General features: G+C 47.6%; 6 protein-coding genes (1 of these 6 cut by a window edge). All 6 read left to right on the forward strand.

Annotation, left to right across the window (positions count from 1 at the left end):
• On the forward strand, positions 1–2963 hold the 3' end of the coding sequence (locus CWC29_RS00430; protein ID WP_138523903.1) for a non-ribosomal peptide synthetase. The gene continues 6865 nt to the left of window position 1, outside the view; the window shows 2963 of its 9828 coding nt (coding positions 6866–9828); its start codon lies off the left edge, out of view; it ends in the stop codon at positions 2961–2963.
• Complete coding sequence (locus CWC29_RS00435) at positions 2963–15019, forward strand: non-ribosomal peptide synthetase (RefSeq protein WP_138523905.1); 12057 nt, start codon at positions 2963–2965, stop codon at positions 15017–15019. The genes CWC29_RS00430 and CWC29_RS00435 overlap by 1 nt, the downstream gene beginning before the upstream one ends.
• Positions 15020–15051: 32 nt before the next feature.
• Positions 15052–16020, forward strand: coding sequence for a TauD/TfdA family dioxygenase (locus CWC29_RS00440; protein WP_138523907.1), 969 nt, complete (start codon positions 15052–15054; stop codon positions 16018–16020).
• A gap of 82 nt (positions 16021–16102) precedes the next feature.
• On the forward strand, positions 16103–17479 hold the full coding sequence (locus tag CWC29_RS00445) for a serine hydrolase domain-containing protein (RefSeq protein ID WP_138523909.1): 1377 nt from the start codon (positions 16103–16105) through the stop codon (positions 17477–17479).
• 266 nt (positions 17480–17745) lie between these two features.
• Complete coding sequence (locus tag CWC29_RS00450; protein WP_010607109.1) at positions 17746–18306, forward strand: YcjF family protein; 561 nt, start codon at positions 17746–17748, stop codon at positions 18304–18306.
• Between the two features lie 80 nt (positions 18307–18386).
• Positions 18387–18563, forward strand: coding sequence for a hypothetical protein (locus CWC29_RS00455; protein WP_017217212.1), 177 nt, complete (start codon positions 18387–18389; stop codon positions 18561–18563).
• Positions 18564–18644 lie beyond the last annotated feature (81 nt).

Below are 18644 nucleotides of genomic sequence, written 5' to 3' on the forward strand. Positions count from 1 at the left end.
AACAGCTGCGTTGGCAAGCATTACAGCAGCAATCGCTCAGCAAGCCTTTTGATTTATGCCAAGACACTATGCTGCGCGTTATCTGTGTACAGTTTAGTCACAACCAATTTGGACTTTTGTTTAACATGCACCACATTGCCAGCGATGGTTGGTCAATGGCGCTGCTGGCGAAAGAATTTGTGGCGTTTTATCGGCACTTTAGTGAAACGCCAGCGTATCCCGTGCCAGAGCAATACGCTAAACCACTAGCGGTGCAGTATGCAGACTTTGCCTACTGGCAGCAAAAACAGCAAGATAGCTATCAGGCTGATCTTGCCTATTGGCAAACTCAGTTGCAGCAGTGTCCTGTTGTTCATGAATTACCGCTGGACTTTGAGCGACCACAAGTTCAGTCCCTTGATGGTGAGTGTATTCGCCATACCCTTACGACGTCGCAAGTTGAGGCGATAAAAGCGCATTGCCAAGCACAAGGGGTAACCTTGTATATGTGGCTGCAAAGTGCCTTTTCGCTGTTGATGCTTCGTCTTAGTCAAACGCAGGATATTGTCATTGGCTCGCCCATTGCCGGACGTGAGGTAAAAGAGTTAGAGGGATTACTGGGTTGCTTTGTGAATACCTTAGCTATTCGCACTCGCAAAGTGGGGTCGCCTTCATTTAACGATTGGCTAAGTGAGCAAAAGCAGGTGATTTTAGCGGCGTTTGCTCATCAGAGTTTACCCTTTGAACAACTTGTTGATGCCATTAATCCTCCGCGCAGCTTAGCGCATTCACCCGTGTTACAAATACTCTTTGCACTACAAAATAACGAACAAAGTGACTTCGAGCTACCTCATCTTAAAATCGAGCAACAGCTTGATCTTAAGCCTGCAATGAAGTTCGATTTAGAAGTCAATGCACAAGAGTCGGGCAGTGAGATTGCGGTGCAGTGGAATTATGCCAAAGCTTTGTTTAAACACACCAGCGTGCAGGCGATGGTTGATGCTTTTGTAACCTTAATTGATGCTGCGCTCACAAGCCCTGAGCAAAGCGTAAATACCTTGCCATTAGTCGATAGCAAAACACTCAGCGAGCTAACGTCTGCCACGCAAGCGCAGCCCCAATCGCCTTGGTTTATCAGCGATAAAATACGAGACTTTGCTCAGCACCGCGCGCACTATAATGCAGTACGAGATATGGCTGGCAAGCGGTTAAGTTTTGGCGAATTGGAGTCACAAAGTAATCAACTAGCGCGTTATTTGATTGAGCAAGGCGTAACGGCAAGGTCGCAGGTTGCAATAAGCTTAGCGCCAAGCTGTGAGCAAGTTGTGGCACTGTTGGCAATCTTAAAAGTTGGGGCTGTGTATGTGCCGCTTGACCCCAATGCACCGAGTCAGCGTCAGCACTATATATTGCGTGACAGTAAAGCGACTTGCCTTATCACCACCTCAGCGCTACTTCCAAACAGCACAGATCTCAGCTGCCGTGTGATGCTAATAGACACCGAGCAGGATTGGCAGAACATGCCTGTAGAGGCGCTTGCGCCATTAAGCGATATTGATGCGCCAGCTTATATAATTTATACCTCAGGCACCACAGGGCAACCCAAAGGCGTGATGATAAGCCATCGAAACTTGCACCTTTATCTTGAGCACGTGAGCCGCATTTATGTCAAAAGCGATTTACATGAGAGTGTTGTTAGCACACCTTTAGCATTTGATGCGACAGTAACGAGCTTATGGGGCGCGCTGGTTAATGGTCTTGGCGTTGTATTGTTAAGCGATGGCGGGCAGTTAATCACAGAGCTAAGTGAATGTTTAGCGCGCGATGAGGCGCTGCTGTTCAAGGTAACTCCAGCCCACTTGCAAGGCGTGCTGGCGCGATTACAACCGAGCAATGCTGCGCACCAAATTGTGGTGGGGGGAGAAGCCTTATCTAGCAGCGTGGTTGCTCAAGTTGGGGCACTGCTGCCACAGGCTCATTTTTATAACGAATATGGCCCAACAGAAGCAACGGTCGGTTGTTGTGTGTATCGCTGTAACGGCCAAGATGCAGTTTCGCTTGCACAGCAATCGCAGTGCTTTGTGCCAATCGGTAGCGCCATTCGGGGCACTCATTTGGTGGTATTGGATCAGCATCAACAGCCGGTGCCGATGGGAATGCCCGGTGAGCTATACATTGCAGGCGATAATGTGGCTCAGGCGTATTTTGGGTTGCCTGAGCTCAGCGCCAGTAAATTTGTGTCATTGTCTTTGAACAATGACTCACAGCGTTATTATCAGACGGGGGATCAAGTGCGCTGGCTGCTAGATGAAGAGGGCTGCCCTTGCGTGCTGCAGTTTATTGGTCGTCGAGACAACCAAGTTAAGCTGCGTGGTTATCGCATCGAGCTTGAAGAAATCGCGGCCCAGCTTGAGCAACTAGATGCAGTGCAACAAGCACATGTGTTACTTAACGAAAGTAAAGATAACTTACTGGCCTGTGTGGTGCTAACTACGCCATCGCACAGTGATGCCATCTGTGAGCTTGAACAAGCGCTACACACTCAGGTTTTAACCTCGTTAGCAGAGGTCCTGCCAAGTTATATGTTGCCTTACAAACTGTATGCTCTAGCCGCTATGCCGCTTACCAATAACGGCAAAGTAGACGCAGGAGCACTTGCACAACTGGTGCAGTCGCAACAGACGCAAGCGCTTACAGCACCTTTAGCTCCCATGACTGAACTACAAACGCTACTGGCAGAAGTTTTTGCTCAAGTGCTCAATACCCAAGTTCGAGATATTAACAGTAACTTTTTTGAATTAGGGGGGCACTCTTTATCAGCAAGCCAAGCGGTTGCCTTAATTGAACAGGCGCTTGAGGTGCCCATCACCTTGAAAATATTGTTCGAGCGGCCAAGCGTAAGCGCACTTGCAACTTGGTGTGAGATCCATCGTGCAGCCAAAGCGGCGGACGAAAACGGTCAGTCTGAGGAGATGTTTTTGTGATGAATGAACAGCAAAGACAGATAGAGGCATTGATCGCAGAAGCATTAGCAGCTGGCGTGACCTTGTATGAAAAAAACGGTGGCTTAGCATTTAAGCAAACCGCTGGGTTTCCTCCACAGTTAAAACAGCAGGTGGTTGAATATAAATCAGAGATCATTGCCTATTTCCAACAGCAAAGTCGTGATATGGCGAACTCATCGCCGAAAATAGTCTTGCAGCCAAACGCGGGGAAAATCTTACCGCTGAGCTTTGCACAAGAGGGACTTTGGTTTATAGAGCAGTTGCAAGGCAGCAAGCAGTATTATATGCCCGCCGAGTTTTTGTTACGCGGCGAGCTTAGTATTCCCGCAATGCGCAGCGCTGTGCAAGATGTGGTGCTACGCCACGACATACTGCGCGCTAGGTTTGTAAAAAATGAACAAGATGGCCAACCCCAGCTGCAAATAACGGATGATATTAGTGCGCCGTTCGAGTGGCTTGATGCCAGTGTAGCAGCTGAGGAAACAAGGCAAGCCTACATTGCTTCGCGCATCGCAGCACATCAAAACAAGCCTTTTGACTTGGCTCATGATTGTTTGCTTCGCGTGCTGGTGGTGAGTGATGGCGATGAACATCACCTTGCATTTAATATGCATCATATTGTCTCTGATGGGGCTTCAATGGCGCTACTTGCACAAGAGATAGAAGCTGGCTATCGCAAACACATAGGCGCACCTTATACGCCGCTTGTAACTATGCAGGTGCAATATAGTGATTTTAGCCAGTGGCAGCGAGCACAGCTAACGCCAGAGCGCATCGAAGCACCACTGGCGCAACTAAAACAGCAATTTAGCGAATTAGCGCCGTTGCAATCATTGCCTTGTGATTTTGTTCGTCCTGCGATTCAGTCATTAACAGGGAAAGTATATCGCCAAGCGCTTGATACGTCGTTATTCGCGGCGATTTCGACACAAGCGAAGTCGCTCCAACTGACCCCCTTTATGTGGCTGCTCAATACCTTTATGTTGTTTATCGCAAGGCTTACGCAATCGCAGCAGGTGGTTGTAGGAACGCCAGAGCTTGGCCGTCATCACCCTGAATTAACGCCGTTAATTGGCTTGTTCGTTAATACCCTCGTGATGCAAGCAAAGCTCGAAAGTGATATGCCATTTAGCCAATGGTTGCAGCAACAAAAAGCCCTCAACCTAGCGGCGTTTGAATATCGCGATATTCCTTTTGATAAAGTGGTTGAAGCGATTGGCGCTCCAAGAGATTTAAGTCACCACCCGCTAGTACAAATATTATTTACACTGGAAACCCGTAATGAGCGCGCTTTTACACTTCCGGGGTTATCGGTTCAAGAAGTGCAAAAACAACAGGCGGACAGCACTCCAGTAAAGTGCGACTTAGAACTCAATGCGGTGATTGATGAGCAGGCACTTTATTTACATTGGAAGTTTGATAGCAACCTTTACACAGAAGAGACCATCAAACATTGGGCGGATTGCTTTCACACGCTGCTTCAAGCTTGTGTTACAGCTCCTCATACCGCCGTTGGTGAACTTGCGTTACTGAGTCAAAAACAGCAACAAGTTTTAATAACTGGCGCTCAATGCCAAGCGGCAACTTGGCCTAAGCAAGACACCATCACCAGTTTATTCACGCGCTACGCCGAGCACTTTTCCACACGTACTGCCGTGCAAGATAGCACGACTATGCTGAATTATCGTGACCTTAACGATCGAGCCAATGCGCTGGCGGTAATGCTGTTACAGAAAGGCGTCACGCCACGAACCATGCTGGTGGTGAGTGTATCACGCAGCATAGAGATGATAGTGACCTTGCTGGCAGTGCTTAGAGTGGGTGCTGCCTACGTACCAGTAGATCCCGCCTACCCGCAAGAGCGCATTGAGTATATTTTGGGAGACGTGCAAAGCCCATGGCTACTTTGTGACAACGCTACGCAGGCACAGTTTAGTCAGCTTTCATACCAGCTAATTAATGTGTCACAGGCAGAACATCAGGTCAGCCGCGAAGCTCTCAAGCTGCTTGATGCTATTCAGATTGAGCCGCAAGACTTGGCTTATATGATCTATACCTCTGGCACCACAGGACGACCAAAAGGCGTACAAATTGAGCACCGTCATGTGGTGCGCTTACTTCATGTTGAGCCCAACTTATTCGATTTTAATGAGCAAGATGTTTGGACCTTGTTTCATTCCTTTTGCTTTGATTTCTCAGTGTGGGAAATGTATGGCGCGTTACTCTTTGGTGGTCGTCTTGTGGTTGTGGATAAAGCGACTGCGCAAGACACTCAAGCTTTTGCTCAGTTGTTGGTTGATGCCCAGGTTACGGTCTTAAATCAAACACCAAGTGCGTTTTATGCGCTACAAGCCACGCTACTCAATGACAGTCAGTTGGCGAGCCTATGTGCAGTAAGGTACGTGATTTTTGGTGGTGAAGCGCTGCAGCCAAGTAAGCTACAACCTTGGGCACAGCACTTATCAAATTGTCAGTTAATCAATATGTATGGCATTACCGAAACCACGGTACATGTTACGTTTAAGGCGCTGGAACATACGGATCTGACGCTTGGCACCAGTAATATAGGTCGTGCTATTCCGACCACCAGCTGCTATGTGCTTGATGACAAGCAAAGGCTCTTACCGCAAGGTGCCGTGGGCGAGTTGTACGTAGGTGGCGAGGGGGTTTGTCGGGGTTATTGGCAACGTGACGAGCTAAACGCCACTCGCTTTATTCAAAACCCGTTTAGTGAAGCACCTGAGCAGCGATTATATCGCTCGGGAGATCTTGTGCGGCTAATGGCCAGCGGTGAGCTGAGCTATGTTGGCCGAATTGACGACCAAGTAAAAGTTCGAGGTTATCGCATTGAATTAGGCGAAATTGAAAACCAGTTGCGCCATCACCCCGAAGTGGCTGAGGTCACTGTGCTGTTAAATCGGCAAGACCCAGAAAATGTCTGGATCTGCGCCTTTGTGGTGTTACACAAACAGGTCGAGTTCGACGACATCACTTTAGTCATGCAGCAGTTTTTAAAACAAAATTTACCCGACCATATGTTGCCTGCCAAAGTGCAAGCGGTGGCAGCCATGCCACTGACCAGCAATGGCAAAGTAGATAAAAAAGCACTATTGCAGCAACTTGATACAAGCGTTAACGAAAACACTTATGAAGCACCGATTGGCGAGCTTGAAACCCAACTTGCAAGCTATTTTTCCGAGATACTGCAGCGCGAGTCAGTTGGTCGCTATGACGACTTTTTTAGACTCGGCGGACACTCGCTACTTGCTGCAAAACTGGCAAATCATATTCGCAAGACGCTGCACATTGAGTTACCGCTGCAAGCGATTTTTACGCACCCTACAGTACAAGGTTTAGCGGCTGCACTTGAAAAGCAAGACGTGCAGCTAAGTACTATTGCTGTGGTGGATAAAACCAATGGTGTAGCGTTGTCTTTTGCTCAGCAGCGTTTATGGACATTAGATCAAATGCAGCAGGGCAGCCAGCAATATCAAATTCAAGCGTTATTGGCGTTTTCAGGGGAGCTTGATCTGAGCGCATTCGAGCAAAGTTGGCAAAAAGTGCTGTCACGGCATCAGGTGTTGCATTCGGCTATCACCAACACTAATGATGGGCCTAAACAGCACCTTGTGGCTTTGCCTGAGCATTTTGTTACGCTCATTGATGTCTCCACACAATCACCGCTTTGGCAAACTGTGGTTTGGCAGCGCGCGGTACGAGACGACCAAGCGCAGGGTTTTGATCTTAGTAAAGATCTAATGATCCGTGCAACTCTGGTTCGATTCTCATCAGGCTATCATCGTCTTATCGTCAATATGCACCATATTGCTAGTGATGCTCAGTCTATTGAAGTATTAATGCGAGAGCTCACACAGTTTTATGCCCATTACACCCAAGGCTGTGAACTTGCCCATGACTTGATTGCGCCACCTGAGGTGCAATACGCGGATTATGCCCATTGGCATCGAGCACAGTGCCAAGGCGCGCAGCAAAGTGCAGACATGGCATTTTGGTCTGCGCACCTTGACGATGCGCCGCCACTGCATCAATTACCGCTCGATACGCCTCGTGGGCAGGTCGTGAACAATAGCGCGCAAGCATTTACTGAGCAGCTAAGCGCTGAAACATGGCAACGGCTGCAACAGTATTGTCAGCGTTTGGGAATAACCCCGTTTATTTGGTTGCATAGCGCATATGCGGTGGTGCTCGCTAAGTTTAGCCAAGTGGATGATATTGTGATTGGTGCGCCATTTTCAGGGCGGCATCACCCACAAGTGGAACAGTTGATTGGCTTTTTCGTCAATGCCTTACCTATTCGCGTGAAGCTCGATTGGCAGCAGAGTTTCAGCCAACTACTCGATATACAAAAAGAGCAAATTGAACAATTACATCAACACCAATCACTTCCCTTTGAGCAGCTCATTGACCACCTTGGTGTTAGCAGAGAGCTAAGTCACCAAAGTGTTTTCCAGTTGAGTTTTGCGTTTAATCCCGAGCCACAGCACACACCAGAGTTTGTAGGCCTTAGCACGGAAGTTTTAACGTCGGAAAACATGCGTGCCAAGTTTGATCTTGAGCTCAGTGCAACAGTAAGTGGGCAAGGGTTGAGACTGCACTGGCTATACAACAGTGGACTATTTGAAAGAGAAACTGTGGCTAGCATTGCAGAGTGTTTTAATGCCGTGATAGTGCAATTACTCGCGCAACCTGAGTGCCCGCTTGCGGATATAAAACTTTGCAAGGAGCAGCCGCTAGAGAATCATGCGATTTCAGGCAAATCAGCGCCGGAACATTTCGAGCAGTCAGTGCTTGAGCAAATTGAGCGAAATATGGCAGAGCCTGCACAAGCTGAGCGGCTCGCAGTAATTGACACAAACTCAAATCAAACCTTGAGTTATGGTGAGCTTAATGAAAGAGCCAAGGCATTGGCGGCGCTGTTATTAAGCGAAGGGCTGCAACCAGAGCAGCCTGTACTTGTTGCGATGACGGGGAGCGCAGATCTCATTGTGGCGATGTTGGCTGTGTTAAAAGCGGGCGGATGCTATGTACCTGTGGACCCTCATTACCCTCAAGCGCGAGTCAATTACATTGCCAAAGACAGCGGTGCCGCGCTGGTTTTAACCAAGTGTGAGTTTGCCGCTCGCTTTGAGTCAGCAGAGTTAGATGATAACCACATTGACGCTGAGTATCGCTCGCCACATGTTATGTGTGTTGATGATGCTAACGTGCGAGCGCGCCTTGCGGCAATATCACTACCTCAGCAGTTTCCAAAAGTTAAAGCGGAGCAGTTGGCTTATGTGATCTATACCTCTGGCACGACAGGTAACCCCAAAGGCGTGATGATAGCCCACCAAGGGTTGGCGAATTTATGTGGTTGGCATCAGCGAGCCTTTGCGGTGGATAATCATAGTGTTGCAAGTCAAACTGCCAACCCCGCCTTTGACGCGGCAACATGGGAAATTTGGCCTTATTTATGTGCCGGAGCGAGCCTCGTGTGTGTGACAAAAGCGGTGCTACAGTCACCGGCCGAATTAACAGCCTGCTTCAATTCACACCAAGTCACGCATAGTTTTATTGCAACGCCAATCGCTCAAGCGCTGCTCACTGAGTCTTTGTTTAATCCACAAAGCTTGCGTTATTTATTGGTTGGCGGCGATAAACTTGGTGCACTGCAAGCAAAAGAGTACGGATTTACCCTAGTCAATAACTATGGACCCACCGAAGCCTCGGTGGTCGCGACTTCAGGTGTGGTTGAGTTTGACGGAAAGGTGCCAGATATCGGCTTGCCTGTCGACAATAGTCAGCTATTTATTTTAGACCCACAATTGCACGCTGTGCCACCGGGGATGATTGGGGAGTTATATATAACCGGAGCGGGACTTGCTAGAGGGTATTTACATCAACCACAGCTTAGTGCTGAGCGTTTTATTGAGCTACAAGTCTCTCCCTCGCACATGGTGCGAGCCTATAAAACGGGAGATTTGGTTCGCCTGCTTAGCAACGGCCGTATCGCCTATATGGGTCGTAACGATGGACAAGTAAAACTGCGAGGTTATCGTATTGAACTGGCCGAAATTGAACAGCAAATTGGGCTGCTATCGAGCGTACAAGAATGTGCGGTTCAGATAACCACAAGCGCGTCAGGGCAGCCACAGTTGCAGGCATTTGTGGTAACAACAACTGAGCCTCAAGTGCTTCAAGCCCAGCTAAAGGAAAGACTACCAAGTTATATGGTGCCAGAGCATTTTGTCATGCTCGCAAGGCTACCTTTGACACCGCATGGCAAGGTTGACCATCGTACCTTGGCAACGCTTGGTAAAACTCAACAGATTATCACGGTAACCGAGCAGAGCGCGGTCACACCACAGGCTAACAGCGTCGTTGCTCAGTTATTGGCGATTTATCGGCAGGTATTAAATACGCCGTCCATGACAGCTGAAGACGACTATTTTGCGTTGGGCGGCGACTCTATTTTGAGTATTCAAATCGCCAGTAAAGCCAAAGCACTCAAGTTACCAGTTAGTGCTACCGACGTGTTTACCTACCCCAGTGTTTCGGCACTTGCAGCAAGACTTGCCCAGCAAGATATTCTGGTGCCGACGGACAGAGAAAGACTGCCATTGGTTGGTCAACTCGATAAATTACCAATTCAGTATTGGTTTTTTGCTCAGCAATTTACCAAACCCAGTCATTGGGATCAGAGTGTGCTGGTGAGTGTAGATAAATCCGTTACACCAGCTCAGCTTATGGAGGTTGTAAAATATCTGCTTACCCAGCACGACGCGCTACGCTTGGTGGTTGCAGATGAAAACACCCTATTTGTACGTGATAGCATTGATATTCAAAAGGTATTTACGGCGCATACACTTGAGCGTGAGGTATGGCAAGCTGAGCTGAGTGAGTTCAGTGAACAAGTGCAGCAAGGTTTTGCGTTTACTAGCACGCCACTGTTTAAAGCAGTGCTATTTGTTACACCTAACAGTGAGGCCAATAATCGCTTGCTGTTTAGCGCGCATCACTTGCTAGTGGATGGCGTCTCTTGGCGGGTGTTACTTGAAGATGTGAGCCAGCTACTACAGCAGCAAATAAACAATGTGCCGTTGGAGCTTCCTGCCGCAAGCGCGAATTTGGCTGAACTTGCCGATTTTTATCGTGAACTTGCATCTAATGAGCGCGATTTGCGCAAATGGCAGAAGGTGGCTGCGCTGGCTGAAAGCTCACACTTATTGAGCCTAAAAGATACAAGCGCGACTCCAACCATAGCCAAAGCTCGCCACACGTTATCAGCATCGCACACCCGTGCATTATTGGGATCTGCCAACACCAGTTATGGTACGACGGCGCAAGCACTGCTGCTCAGTGCACTTGCCTGGTGTGCGCAAAAGCGTGGTGCAGGCAGTGAAGTGATCATGCTAGAAGGGCATGGTCGCGAGTTACTGACGGAGGCACTGGACAGCAGCCGAACCATTGGCTGGTTAACGGCGCTCTATCCAATGCCGTTATTTAGTAATGGTAGCCGCTTGCATGATGTGATTTGTAGTATCAAGGCAAAGCTTGAAAGGAGCGCTAAAGTTGCCAGTAGTTATGGTGCTGCGCGGTATTTACACCCAGAGCCAAACGTTCGCTCATCGCTTGAGATTGATACCCGAGACTTACTGTTTTTCAACTATTTAGGCCAGCTAGATACAATTATTGAGCAGCAAGGTTTGCTGGGAGATGCTAGTGAGTCGACAGGCACTTTGGTTGCAGAGTCAAATCTCAGTTACTTTGGAGCGCAGCTAACAGCGGCTGTTGTCGATGGTCAATTGGCGTTAACGCTGGAGTTTGACAGCCAGCGCTTAGCATCTGAAGCAGCAGAGCGACTAAGTAAAGAGATACTCGAAAGTCTAATTCAGGTCATCGAGCATTGCCAATCCCAGCCTCAACGTCATTACACAGTCAGTGACTTTGCACTTCTCAGCGGCATTTCTGAACGGCAGTTACAGCGCATACTTGGGCAATTTGACGAGGAAGTTGAGGATATTTACCCTCTAACTGGTTTGCAACAAGGCATGTGGTTCCACAGTCAAACGGCACGTGAGACGCACACTCAAAGCACGCTACCTTACGTCGAGCAAACCAGCTTATTGCTACAAGGTTGTGTGGATATTGAGGCGTTGAGTTACGCTTGGCAGCAATTGATTAAGCAGCACAGCATATTACGCTCGGCATTTATAGACGTTGCTGGCGAGCCGCTGCAAGTGGTCTGTAAACATGCCGAACTACCGCTGAATCTGGTGCACAGTGATGCTATTGCAGAAGAACAATCGTACATGGTGAATTCACAGGCCGCGGTGGAGCTTGCCGAGCCGCTTAGGCTTTCACAAGCGCCTTGTATGCGATTGAGGTTAATTGCTTTTGAGGATGGCAATGTTGGGGTGGTTTGGACTTATCATCATCTCATCATGGATGGCTGGTCATTACCGATATTATTTGCTGAATTAGTGGCATTTTATCAAGCTCGTTGCCAAGGTGAGTTACGCCCCATTGTGGTAGATAATTTCCGCGATCATATCGAATATTTGCATACACATGTTGAGTGTGATGAAGCGTTTTGGCGGGATTATTTGGGTGGTGTTAGCGCTCCCACATTACTCAGCGAAAAGATACTACATACTGAAAATAAAGCGGCAGGTGTTAAAGAGCTCAGTGTGACTTTACCGCAATCGCTGCAAGATGCCGTGACTCGCTTTACGAGCGAGCAAGGACTTACCGTCAATCAGTTTATCCAAGGGCTCTGGGCTTATTGGGTGGCAAGTTGCTGCAATGAACCGTATGCCTTATTTGGTCAAACCATCGCGGGCAGACCTACAGCGCTTAGTAGAATGGCGCAGCGCGTTGGCTTGTATATCAATACGCAAGCGGTCCATGTAACGATAGATCAAAATGCGCGTGTGAAAGATTACCTGCAAGCAGTGAAGTCGCAGCTTACGGCATTAACGCAGCACCCGCATACACCACTGACACAAGCTCATCAGTGGTCGGGTATTGACAACGACAGTCCATTATTTGATTGCTTGTATGTTTTTGAAAATTATCCGCAAGATCCGTTACAAAATAGCGCTGAGCTGCCATTCACGGCAATCACTTTAAGCGAAGTTGACGAAACACACTACCCATTGACCTTTGTGGTCGGCGTAGGGGCGAGTTTATCGCTCACGCTGAGCTATCAGCAGCAATGCTTTGATGAAGTGTTTATCGAGCAAAGCCTTGCGGCGATGCAGCAGCTGATGTTAGCTACGACACAACAGCCTGAGCAAACACTCGGAAAATTGTCTTGGCAGCCTCAACACGCGCAGTACAGCAAGGCATTGCCTCTGCCTACTTTTTCACTGACGCAAGCGGCGAAATATCAAACGCCAAATTTACCTATTCAGCAATTATTTGCGCAAGTTGCTGCTGAATTTCCTGAGCATATTGCTATTCGTGAATATAGTACCGCCTCTGGGGAGGCTCGCTGTTATCAATATTCACAGCTGGATAAAGACGCCAATCAGCTCGCCCATTACCTTGCATCACGATTAGAGCTAAGTACAGCCCCCGTTATTATTGGCCTGTGTCTAGAGGCGGATTACCAGCTTATTGTGGCTATGCTTGCGGTGCTCAAATTAGGTGCGGCTTATCTACCAATTGCACCAACACTACCCGAATCTCGACGTCGTTTGCTGTTGCAAAATGCCAATGCAGCCATGCTGATTACTAAAACAGAATATTGGCAGGGTAGCTCGGAGCTGGTGGTGCCTCAAGTCGATTTAGATAGTATTCAGGGCGCTTTGGCCGAGCAGCCTAGTCGTTGCTTTACTGCGCCATGCCAGATTGACGACCTCTGTTATGTAATTTATACCTCGGGCACCACGGGCATGCCAAAAGGGGTAATGGTGGAGCATGCCAGTGTCGTTAATTATGTGCAGGCATTAGCCTCGCAATATGCAATGACGCCCAGCGACAATTACCTGCAATTTGCTAGCATGAGCTTTGATGTGTTTGCGGAAGAAGTTTTTTGTACTTTACTTCGTGGTGCAACCTTGGTGATGGCACCGACAGACGACATGTTGGATCCCAACAAGCTGGCGCAATTAAGCCAAGATGCTGAGTTAACACTGATGAGTTTGCCAACGGCGTATTGGCATCAACTTGCAGCAACTTCAGTCACCCTGCCAGATTCGCTGCGGATCATCACCATAGGTGGCGAGCAAATGCAGATTGCCGCGCTCACCGATTGGCAGCAGCGCTACGGCGACCGTATTCGAATAATTAATGCCTATGGCCCAACCGAAGCAACCATTTCGGCAACGCTTAATGATGTCACGCACTTCAGCGGTGCACGCGTGCCAATCGGTCAGCCTATCGCTGGTTTGTCTTTATATTTACTCGATGAACAGCTTCGAGCGGTGGCCACCGGTGTGGAAGGGGACTTATACATTGCGGGTATTGGCCTTGCCAGAGGCTATCTCAACGACGAGGAAAAGACGCAGCAAGCCTTTATTATTGAGCCAAATAGCGGCCAGCGACTTTATAAAACTGGCGATCGCGCTTGCTGCTTAGCCTCAAATGAATTGCTGTATCTAGGCCGTGGTGATGACCAAGTTAAAGTGCGCGGTTACCGCATCGAATTGGGTGAGATTGAACGGCAACTTCAGCTGCTAGACGAGGTTGCTGCTTGTGCTGTGGTGGTGCGTGAAGATAGCAGTAACAACGCGCAATTGGTGGCATTTGTGCAGCCAGCGCAGCATACGGAAGTGAGTGATGCAGCTCTGCGAGCGCAGTTACGCGCAGTACTACCCGCTTACATGGTCCCTGAGTTGTTCCAATCAATTAGCCAGCTTCCGCTGACAACGAACGGCAAAGTCGATCGCAAACAGCTCATTGCGCTGGCCGGATCATACACTTCGCCTCAATCCTTGCGGCAAGAGGCTAAGCAGGAAAGGCTCACACCACTACAAACTCAATTAGCGCAGCAGTTTTCCTGTCGTTTGCAAGTGGATGGCGTGTGCCTTGACGATAACTTCTTTAATTTAGGTGGTCATTCGCTATTAGCGATGCGTTTAGTGGGTGATATTAATCAGCACCTACAACTCAATTTGCCGCTGTCGGCACTGTTTGAGCATCCAACCGTGCGTGGGCTCAGTCAGTATGTTCAAGCATTGAGAGATGGTCTTAGCGAACGCGATGGCAAACCCCAATCGCTTGAAACCTTAGTGTGTTTGCAAGAGGGGGAGCTTGGTTTTACACCTGTGGTGTTGATTGCGGGTGCGGGAGGTTGGCTTATGGCATTTCATGCGTTAGTGAATGGGCTTGATAGCCGTATACCCGTTTATGGCTTGCAGCCAGAGGCGCTCGCCGAGGAACCGGAGACGCTAACTTCTATTGGCCGCACCGCAGAGTATTACTTGAGTGTATTAGCAGGCGCTGAACTTGGTGAGCAAGTGCATTTGGTCGGACATTCTTTTGGCAGCTTTATTGCCTATCGACTTGCCACTTTACTTGAGCAACAAGGTCGCATTGGCTGTTTGGTAACTGTGATTGATACGCCTGTACCGAGCAATCCAGCGCTTAACTTAGATGAAGCGCAAATCGCACAAATGATGCTGGATAATCTGGTGGCGTTTTTCCGCCTTAGTGTCTCTGATGCTGAAATCAGTGCTTATAAGCAAGGTGATGCTTCAGCACGCATTGCCTATCTCAATCGCTGGATACATCAAGCTGGATTTAATTTTAGTGATGCGCATCTACGCCACTTTCAACAAGTTTTTAGTGCCCAACTTCGAGCAAATATTGAGATGCCGTCTATGCTTAGCGACACCCCAATCTGCGTTGTAAAAACGCAGCAAACGCAAGAATTTGAAGGCCGTCCTGTGAATAAAGACATGGGATGGAAACCATTTAGTCACTCTCTCTCTTGTTATGAAGTCAAAGGAGATCATTTGTCCTGCCTGCAAGCCGAGCAAGTGGGGCAGTTGGTTAACATAATTGAGCGCAACTATGTGTTGCACTAGCAAAAGTACTTACTTTTAAGGATGGGAAAACAATGGATCACGCACTTTCTTTGGAATTGGATCCGACAACGATTGCAGCAGACTCTCGGATACATGACTTATCTGAGGTTAAACAAAGCGGCATGGCATGGGTGAAAAACCACGTTCAAGAGGTGAATAACTGGGTTGAGCGAGATGGTTTTGCGTTGCTTCGTGGCTTAAATATTGTGAGCACGAATCAGTTTAGCGCCATACTTGAGACCTTGTTTGGTGAGCGTTTAAGCCAGTATGTTTATCGCTCTTCACCACGAACGGCACTGAACAACAATATTTACACCACCACAGAATATCATGCCGATCAAGTGATCCTGCAGCATAACGAAAATGCTTACTCCAATGTTTGGCCGATGCGAATGGGCTTTTTTTGTGTGATCCCAGCAACTACGGGTGGGTGCACACCACTTGCCGACAGCCGTGAAGTATATCGTCGTATTCCCAGTGAATTAAGAGACAAGTTTGAGCGTTTAGGTGTGCAGTACGTGCGTAACTACGGTGATATTGACCTACCTTGGCAAGAGGTTTTTCAGACCGAGAGTAAAGCCGAGGTTGAGCAATATTGCCGACAAAATGAAATCGAATTTACTTGGCTTGATGATAAAAGGCTACAAACCAAGCAATGGCGTCCGGCGGTCATGCGCCATCCGAAAAGTGGTGAAAAGGTATGGTTTAATCAAGCTCACTTGTTCCACTGCTCGAGCCTAGATAATCAACTCAGTGCACAAATGCGTGACAGTATCGGCAGTGAATTTTTACCTAGAAACGCCTTTTTTGGTGATGGTAGCGAAATAAGTGACCAAGACATCAAGCTCATCAATCAGGTTTATCAAGACCTCAGTTTTGCTTACCCGTGGCAAAGAAACGATATTTTGCTGCTGGATAATATGCTGTTTACTCATGGCAGAGAGGCCTATACAGGCACTCGTAAAGTACTAGTTGGCATGGCAAATATCGCGTCAGCATAACTAGTTGGTACTCATTCCGATGAAAGTCGGGCAACAACATTTGTTAGTGGTTACGTGGTTGGCAATGTAAGGAATTTGAACAATGAAATGGCTAATACAACTACGGCTAAGAATGATGATGCTATTTTGCATCACCTTAGCACTGGCTTCTTGTTTGCAGAAAAAGAGCGTGGCAGATAATCACACCATTATGCCTAATCAATTAGAGATGATAGCGGCGGTGGTGAATGAATACTGCGATGCCAACCTATTCTTTGGCACGGTTTATATCACCTCGATTGATAAGGTGGTGTACCAGTCCAACTGCGGACCACAGAACATGCAATATGATGTTGATAACAGCGTTAAGTCCAAGTATCGCATCGGTTCCAATACCAAAGCGTTTTCGGCTGCTATTTTAATGAAGATGCTAGATGGTAAGGACTTACGGCAGGAAACCATTGGTGATCACTTGCCTTGGTACCCTGATAACCAATGTGCGGATGTTTCGCTGCATCATTTGCTTACCATGTCATCAGGGATCAATAACTACAGCGACAACGAAGCCGTATACGATAACTACGGTTGGCGGCCTTATTTATACAACTCGAGTCTAGATCTTAACGGTCCGGAAGATTTTAGTAATCGCTTTTGTACTTGTGGTGCTGAAGCGGGGCAAAATGGCACACCGTCATTTACGCCCGGCAGAAAGTACGAATACAGCAACTGTAACTATTATCTTATCGGTAATATCATCGAGCAGTTAGCGGCTGGCAAACAAGGCAATATTGGTCGTGAGTATTGGTTTGCCAATATCGTTCAAGAGCAAATTCTAAATCCGCTTAGCATGACGGACAGCGGCTCTTACAGTGCGATTGGTGTCTATTCAAATATGACCACAGGTTATATTTATAATCAAAACCAATACTTACCCCTTGCCAATGGTCGTCCACCAGCTATAGGAGGCCCTGCACCTTACGAAGATATTTTAGTGAATCCATATAGCAACCCTTTGGTACTGTATTCCGCTGGAGATTTATATTCCACAGTGGAGGACATGCATAAATGGGATCAAGGCTTGTATGGCACTCAAATCTTAAATGATACCCAGAAACTAGCGGCCTTTGCTCCCTACTCTAACACTGGTAGCAGCGACGAGTGTGAATACTATGGCTATGGTTGGTTTGTGACTTATGTTGACCCAAACCAGTACGGCAAAGTGGCAAATTGCCCCGAAAACCCAGCCGATGCAAATCTCAGAATGTATGAAAAATTCTTACAGTACTCTGGTAGTTACCCCTATTCATGGGTGACCAGCTTTACTCGTTTACTGGAACGAGATCAAAGCATCATGGTGTTTAGCAACTATGTGAAAGAGGGGATTGAGTCAGATTGTATCGCCAAGGAGATCCGCAACATTATCTTCTATAGTGACAAACACCGTACCGAGCAATGCCAGCAAGATTTGAACCAGGCATAACGCGGTAGGGAAAAATACCGAGCTTTCGCGCTCGGTTAAACAAATTAATAGAACGCCTGCAGTAGGTGGCAACGTTTCGCTCAGTTGTATTTGTGACACTGTGCAAATCCTTGGTTGTTCTTAGGTTTACTTCTTCATCATGGATGAAGGCGGTAAAACTCAGAGTTGAATAAGTGCAGCTTGTTTGATTTTGGGTACTAGGGCAAGTGCCAATATGGTGCTTGATGAGTTCGACAACTGTTTAAATAAATCATAGAGGATGAATTATGGCAGTGACAAAAACAGCGAAGGATGACAAGGCGAGCGATGCTCCAGAACAACAGGAATCACAACTTGTTGCTGATGAAGACAGAGCAGCCGTTGCTCAGCTGATTGTCGACAAATACACAAAATGGTCGTTTGGCTCTGGGTTTATTCCCGTTCCTGCGGTTGATTTAGTGGCGTTGACAGGGATCCAAATGAAGATGATAGGCGAAGTAGCAAAAGTCTATGGTCAATCATATGGTGACAACAAGCTGCGTGGCACAGTAAGCGCATTGATCGGCGGCTCTTTTCCACAAACCTTAGGGGGCGCGGGACTAAGCAGCTTTTTGAAGGCGGTTCCTGTCCTTGGCACGTTAAGCGCAATCGCATTTATGCCAGTTGTGTCTGCGGCATCAACACACGCAGTAGGCGCAACTTTTGTTCGACACTTTGAAAATGGCGGCACGCTGATAGACCTGAATCTAGCAAGTATGAAAGGGGATATCGCAGACATCGCAGCTAAGTATCGTGCAAATAAAGGGAATGCGGACGCAACAGCTACAGCGGAAAAAGCCACAGTATAACCGATACTGGCTGACATAAACCGGCAGGCAACTGCTGGTTTATTCTTCGCACCGAATTTATCAACAACTTGGAGAAAATTATGCTTATCGCTTTATATTTAGTGTTATGCATTTTAACTGGTTATTGGGGACGAAACACCTTTGCAGGGCCCGTGGGCTTCTTTTTAATTTCGTTAATGTTTACGCCTATTGTTGGCTTGATCATTTTACTCGTTGGGCAAAAGCGCAAGCCCACAGAGGTGAATGACGAGGAATGAGAGCTTGCTGGTAAAACTGAACGATTTATAAATATAACTTAATGTTTTAATGCAGTATTTATTTAAATCCAACAGGCAGTT

It is taken from the genome of Pseudoalteromonas galatheae (assembly GCF_005886105.2).
Classification (GTDB): Bacteria; Pseudomonadota; Gammaproteobacteria; order Enterobacterales; family Alteromonadaceae; genus Pseudoalteromonas; species Pseudoalteromonas galatheae.

What these genes read in the sequence shown, in the direction of transcription:
- CWC29_RS00435 (WP_138523905.1), top strand. Translation starts at nt 2,963, where the DNA reads ATGAATGAACAGCAAAGACAGATAGAGGCATTGATCGCAGAAGCATTA.
- CWC29_RS00440 (WP_138523907.1), top strand. Translation starts at nt 15,052, where the DNA reads ATGGATCACGCACTTTCTTTGGAATTGGATCCGACAACGATTGCAGCA.
- CWC29_RS00445 (WP_138523909.1), top strand. Translation starts at nt 16,103, where the DNA reads ATGAAATGGCTAATACAACTACGGCTAAGAATGATGATGCTATTTTGC.
- CWC29_RS00450 (WP_010607109.1), top strand. Translation starts at nt 17,746, where the DNA reads ATGGCAGTGACAAAAACAGCGAAGGATGACAAGGCGAGCGATGCTCCA.
- CWC29_RS00455 (WP_017217212.1), top strand. Translation starts at nt 18,387, where the DNA reads ATGCTTATCGCTTTATATTTAGTGTTATGCATTTTAACTGGTTATTGG.